4 protein-coding genes are annotated in these 5,357 nt (G+C 77.2%); 1 reads left to right on the plus strand and 3 read right to left on the minus strand.

Annotated elements, in window-relative coordinates; all coding sequences use genetic code 11:
- Positions 1-499, minus strand: a 499-nt coding sequence (locus C6N75_RS14640; RefSeq protein ID WP_105869337.1) for a rhodanese-like domain-containing protein, incomplete at its 3' end; no start/stop codon positions are given.
- A 94-nt stretch (positions 500-593) separates the two neighbouring features.
- On the opposite strand from C6N75_RS14640, the gene C6N75_RS14645 reads away from it, so the two are divergent.
- On the plus strand, positions 594-1,040 hold the full coding sequence (locus tag C6N75_RS14645; protein WP_105869338.1) for an Lrp/AsnC family transcriptional regulator: 447 nt from the start codon (positions 594-596) through the stop codon (positions 1,038-1,040).
- Between the two features lie 33 nt (positions 1,041-1,073).
- Here C6N75_RS14645 and C6N75_RS14650 read toward each other — a convergent pair whose 3' ends face one another.
- Positions 1,074-4,088 carry an AAA family ATPase gene (locus C6N75_RS14650; RefSeq protein ID WP_105869339.1) on the minus strand — a complete coding sequence of 1,005 codons (3,015 nt, stop codon included), beginning with the start codon at positions 4,086-4,088 and terminating at the stop codon, positions 1,074-1,076.
- 28 nt (positions 4,089-4,116) lie between these two features.
- Entirely contained in the window at positions 4,117-5,283 is a 1,167-nt protein-coding gene (locus C6N75_RS14655) for an exonuclease SbcCD subunit D (protein ID WP_105869340.1), read from the minus strand.
- Between the last annotated feature and the right edge of the window lie 74 nt (positions 5,284-5,357).

Consider the following 5,357-nt stretch of genomic DNA (forward strand, 5'->3'; position numbering starts at 1 on the left):
GGTCAAGGAGATGCTCGGCGGCGATGGGGGCGGTGAGCGGGTCGGCGGGGCCCTGCCGGGCGCCGTCGGCGCTCTCGTAGGCGAAGCCCTCGCGTGCCCAGTACTCGAAGCCGCCGAGCATCTCCTTGACCTGGTAGCCCAGTTCGGCGAGGGCGAGCGCGGCCCGGGTGGCCCCGTTGCAGCCGGGGCCCCAGCAGTAGGTGACCACCGGGCGGGCCGGGTCGAGCAGCCGGGGGGCCTGCTCGGCGATGAGCGCGGTCGGCAGATGGACGGCGCCGGGGAGGTGGCCCTGGTCCCAGAATCCGGTGCTGCGGGAGTCCAGCAGGGTGAAGCCCGGGTCGCCGCCGGCGGCGAGGGCGGCGGCCACGTCGGAGACGTCCGCGTGGAAGGCGAGCGAGGCGGCGAAGTAGGCGGCCGCGGCGGCGGGCGAGGCGGGCGGCACGCGCAGGACCGGGTTGGCGGCGGCGGGAGCCGCGGAGGCTGCGGGGATCGTCGTCATGGCGGTCAACCTACGGCCGTTGATCAGGACGGTGAAGCACGCTTTCCCGGCAGGAGGATTGCCTCGCCGGGGAATCCCCGGTAGATCAGGGGCCATGACGGGATATGCACCGGACGCCACCGACTGGCGGATCCTTCGGGCCCTCCAGGCGGACGGGCGGGCCAGTTACGCGGAGCTGGCGCGGGAGGTGTCGATGTCGGCGAGCGCGGTGACCGAGCGGGTGCGCCGGCTGGAGGAGGCCGGGCTGATCACCGGGTACGCGGCGGTGGTGGACCCCGAGAAGCTGGGCCTGCCGATCCTGGCGTTCGTGCGGCTGCGCTATCCGCACGGCAACTACAAGCCGTTCCACGACCTGTTGGCGGCGACCCCGGAGATCCTGGAGGCGCACCACGTCACCGGGGACGACTGCTTCGTGCTGAAGGTGGCGGCCCGGTCGATGCCGCACCTGGAGGAGGTGACGGGGCGGATCTCCGGACTGGGATCGGTGACCACCAGCGTCGTCTACTCCTCGCCGCTGCCGCGCCGCGCGGTGAGCGGCTGACGGCGGACACGGGCGTACGCGGCGGGGTGCGGGTCAGCCGTCGAGGGCGGCCGCGCCGCGCAGCCTGACGGTGGAGCCGGAACGGCTCTTGAGGACCTCCAGTTGGACCGGGATCCGGCGGCGCAGGTCGGCGACGTGGCTGACGATGCCGACGGTGCGGTCCCGTTCGCGCAGCGAGTCCAGGACGTCCAGCACCTCGTCGAGGGTCTGGTCGTCGAGGCTGCCGAAGCCCTCGTCGATGAAGAGGGTGTCCAGCCGGACGCCGCCCGCCTCGTCGGTGACCACGTCGGCCAGGCCCAGGGCGAGGGCGAGCGAGGCGAAGAAGGTCTCGCCGCCGGAGAGGGTGGCGGTGTCGCGTTCGGCGCCGGTCCAGGCGTCCACCACGTGCAGGCCGAGCCCGGAGCGCTTGGTCCCGGTGCGGGCGTCGGAGTGGACCAGGGTGTAGCGGCCCGCGGACATCCGCTGGAGGCGGGCGGTGGCGGCCTCGGCGACCTGTTCCAGGCGGGCGGCCAGGACGTAGGACTCCAGGCGCATCTTGCGCTCGTTGTCGGCGGAGGTGCCGGCGGCCAGGCCGGCCAGCCGGGCGACCCGCTCGTACTCCTCGCGCAGCGGCCCGAGTCGGCGCACCTCGGCGGCGGCGTCGGCGGACAGCCTGTCCAGGGCGGCGGCCCGCTCGCGGTGGGCGGCCAGGGTGGCGGCGGCGTCCCGGACGGCCCGCTCGGCGGCGGTGTGCGCGGCCTCGGCGGCGGCCGGGTCGGCGGGCGGCAGGGCGGCGGCCGCGCGGGTGTCCGCTTCGGCCAGCTTGTCGGCGACGGCGGCGGCCTCGGCCCCGAAGTCGTCCAGCCTGCGCTGGAGTTCGCGGTGCTGGTCGTCGGTGAGGAGGGCCGCGGAGGCGGCGGCGGGGGTGGCGAAGCCGGCCCGGTAGGCGGCGTCGCCCAGGCCGGCGTCGGCCTCCTTCAGCCGCCGCGCGGTCTGCTCGACGGCCCGGACGGCCTCGGCGGCGTCCGCGAGCAGTGCCGTACGCCGCCGCAGTACGTCGGCCCGCTCGGCGACCGTGCCGCGGGCGTCGCCCAGCAGCCTGGCCAGCTCGGCGGTCAGCTCGCCGCGCTGCTCCTCCAGGGCCTCACGACGGGAGGTGCGGGCGGCCGCGCGCCGCTCGGCCTCCCGGCGTACGGCCAGCCGCTGCTCGTGCTCGCGCTCCGCGGCGGCCAGCGCCTCGCGGGCGGCGTGCGTGCCGCCGGCCAGCGCCCGCGCCCCGGCGAGCGACCGCTCCAACCCACCGTGCTCTTCGAGGAGTTCGGGTACGGGGTGGTGGCCGGCGTCGGTGCGGGCGGCGGTCAGCGCCTCGTCGACGACGGCCAGGTCGCGTTCGGCCGCGGCGCGGGCGGCGTCCGCCCGGGTGTAGGCGGCGTACGCGGTGTCCTCGGCGGCGCGGTCCACATGGCCGTCGCCGGGGCGGGCCGGGTCAGGGTGGGCGGTCGAGCCGCAGACCGCGCACGGCTGCCCGTCGGCGAGCCGGGCGGCCAGTTCGGCGGCGATGCCGCGCAGCCGACGCTCGCGCAGGTCGAGCCAGGTCTCCTTGGCGTCGGCGGCCTCCTCCCGGGCGGCCGTCAGCGCCCGGTCGGCCGTCCCGGCGCGGGCGGTCAGCTCGTCTCGGCGGCGGGCGGCGGCCAGCTTCCGGCCGGCCGCCTCCAGCCGTCCGGCGAGCTGCTCGGCGCGGGTGGCGGCCTCCTGCGCCTCCTCCACGCGCCGCAGCAGGGCGTGCCGGCGCCCGTCCCAGTCGGCCAGCCAGTCGGCGGTCTCCCGCAGGGTGTCCTCGTCGGCGCGCGCCTGGCGGTCGATCTCCGCCAGCTCCCGGTCGATGTCCCCGGTGCGGCGCTCGGCGCCGCGGGCGGCCTCCAGTGCGGCCAGCTCCTGACGGGTCTCGCGCTCCCGGGCGGCCAGCTTGTCGGCGCCCGCCTCGGCGAGGTCGGCGGGGAGCGTGGCGGCGGTCCGCTGCCGCTCGGCGCGGGCGGCCCGGTGGTCCCGGTCGGCCTCCTCGCGCAGGGCCAGCGGCGCGGCGGTCCGCTCGGCCTTGCGGCCCCGGTCCAGGCGCTCCTGCCAGGCGTCCCGCTCGGGCCGGCGGGCGTCCAGCGCGGAGCGGCGGCGCAGCGCGTCGGCGTGCCGGCGCTGCGCCTCGGCGATCCCCCGGACGCGGTCCAGGGCCTGCCGGGCGGCGGCCTGCCCGGTCTCGGTGTGGCGCAGCCGGGACTCGGCGACGGCCCAGGCCTCGCGGGCGCCGGCGCGGGCGACGGCCGCCCAGCCCAGCACCTCGCCGGCGAGGCCCGGCTCGCCGGGCCGGGCCGTGGGGGCGGGCCAGTCCGCGGCGGCCCCGCCGGCCGCCTGCGCCATCCGGTGGGCGAGGGCGAGCAGCTTCTCGTCGCCGCTCTCCACCTGCCGCTGCGCCGTCTTGCGCTGCTCGGCCAGGCGCTCCTCGACGGCCCGGAAGCGATGGGTGTCGAAGAGCCGGCCCAGCAGCTTGCCGCGGGTCTCGGCGTCGGCGCGCAGGAAGCGCGCGAAGTCGCCCTGGGGCAGCAGCACCACCTGGCAGAACTGCTCGCGGCTCATGCCGAGCAGGGTCTCGATCTCGTGGCCGATCTCCTGGTGGGAGCGGCTGAGGTCGGCCCAGGCGCCGGTGTCCGGCCGGTGCTCGCGCAGCCAGGACTGGGCGCGCTCGGTGGTGAAGCCCTTGCCGTTCTTCTTGGGCCGCTGCTGGGCGGGGCGGCGGGTGATCTCCAGCCGGCGTTCGCCCACGGTGAGGTCGAGCACCACCTCGGTGCTGGTGCCGGCCGGGGTGTGGTCGCTGCGCAGCGGGATGCCGGCGGACTGCCGGGCGCCGGGCACCGATCCGTACAGGGCGTAGCAGACGGCGTCCAGCACGGAGGTCTTGCCGGCGCCGGTGGGCCCGTGCAGCAGGAAGAGTCCGGCCTCGCCGAGTGCGTCGAAGTCCACGGTCTGGGTGGTGCCGAACGGGCCGAAGCCGGTGACGGTCAACCGGTGCAGGCGCATCAGGTCCCCTCCCGCGGGTCGCCGGGGCTCATCCGGCGGCCTCGCGCCGGGTCAGGTCGGTGCGTACGTGGTCGAAGGCCGCGCCGAGCACGGCCCGTTCGCGCGCGTCGGGGCCCTCGCCGCGGGCGTGGGCGACGAAGTCCTCGGCGATCTGCCGGTCGTCGCGGTCGCGCAGCCGCCGGGCGTAGGAGCCGGAGGAGAGGCCGTCGGCGCGCTCGGGGGCGAAGCGCAGGCTGATGGCGTGCGGGAAGCGGACGGCGAGCCGGGCCATCGGCTCGGGCGGGCGGACCGGGTCGGTGAGCGTGGCCTCGACCCAGGAGTCCTCGTGCCGGGTGAGCGCCGGGTCGGCGAGCAGGTCGTCCAGCCTGCCGTGCAGCCTGGCCAGCTTCCGGGGCGCGGGGCAGTCGATCCGCTCGTCGGCGGTGATCCTGCCGTCCGGGCCGAGGTCGACCAGCCACATGGTCTTGCGGTGGTCGGTCTCGGAGAAGGAGTACGCGAGGGGGGAGCCGGAGTAGCGGACCCGCTCGCTGATGCGCTGGCTGCCGTGCAGGTGGCCGAGGGCGACGTAGTCCACTCCGTCGAAGACCGAGGCGGGGACGGCGGAGACCCCGCCGACGGTGATGTCCCGCTCGCTGTCGCTGGCCTGGCCGCCGGCCACGAAGGCGTGCGCGAGGACGACGGAGCGGGTGCCGGCCGGGCGGGCCGCGAGGTCGGCGCGGACCCGGTCCATGGCGGCGCCGAGCACCGCCTGGTGGCTGGCCCTCCGGACGGCGAACTCCGCCCGGACCAGGCTCGGTTCGAGGTAGGGCAGGCCGTAGAAGGCGACCTCGCCGTGCGCGTCGGAGAGCAGCACGGGGGTGCCGGCTCCGGCCGGGGTGGTGCGCAGGTGGATGCCGGCCCCGCGGATCAGGCCGGCGCCCACGCCGAGCCGGCGGGCCGAGTCGTGGTTGCCGGAGATCATCACGGTGGGCGTGCCGGCTTCGGCGAGCCGGTGCAGGGCGGCGTCGAACAGCTCGACGGCGGCCAGCGGCGGCACCGCGCGGTCGTAGACGTCCCCGGCCACCACGACCGCGTCCACCTCGTGTTCGCGCACGGTGGCGATGAGGTGGTCCAGGAAGGCGGCCTGGGCGTCGAGCAGGCTCACCCGGTGGAAGGACCGGCCCAGGTGCCAGTCGGATGTGTGCAGGATCCTCAACGGACCGCCCCGCCCCGTGTCCGCACCACTGCCGCCCCTCCGGTCGCTCCCCGCGCCGCCCGCCGGCCCGGGGC

The sequence above is a fragment of the Streptomyces solincola genome (assembly GCF_002982015.1).
GTDB classification, from domain to species: domain Bacteria; phylum Actinomycetota; class Actinomycetes; order Streptomycetales; family Streptomycetaceae; genus Streptomyces; species Streptomyces solincola.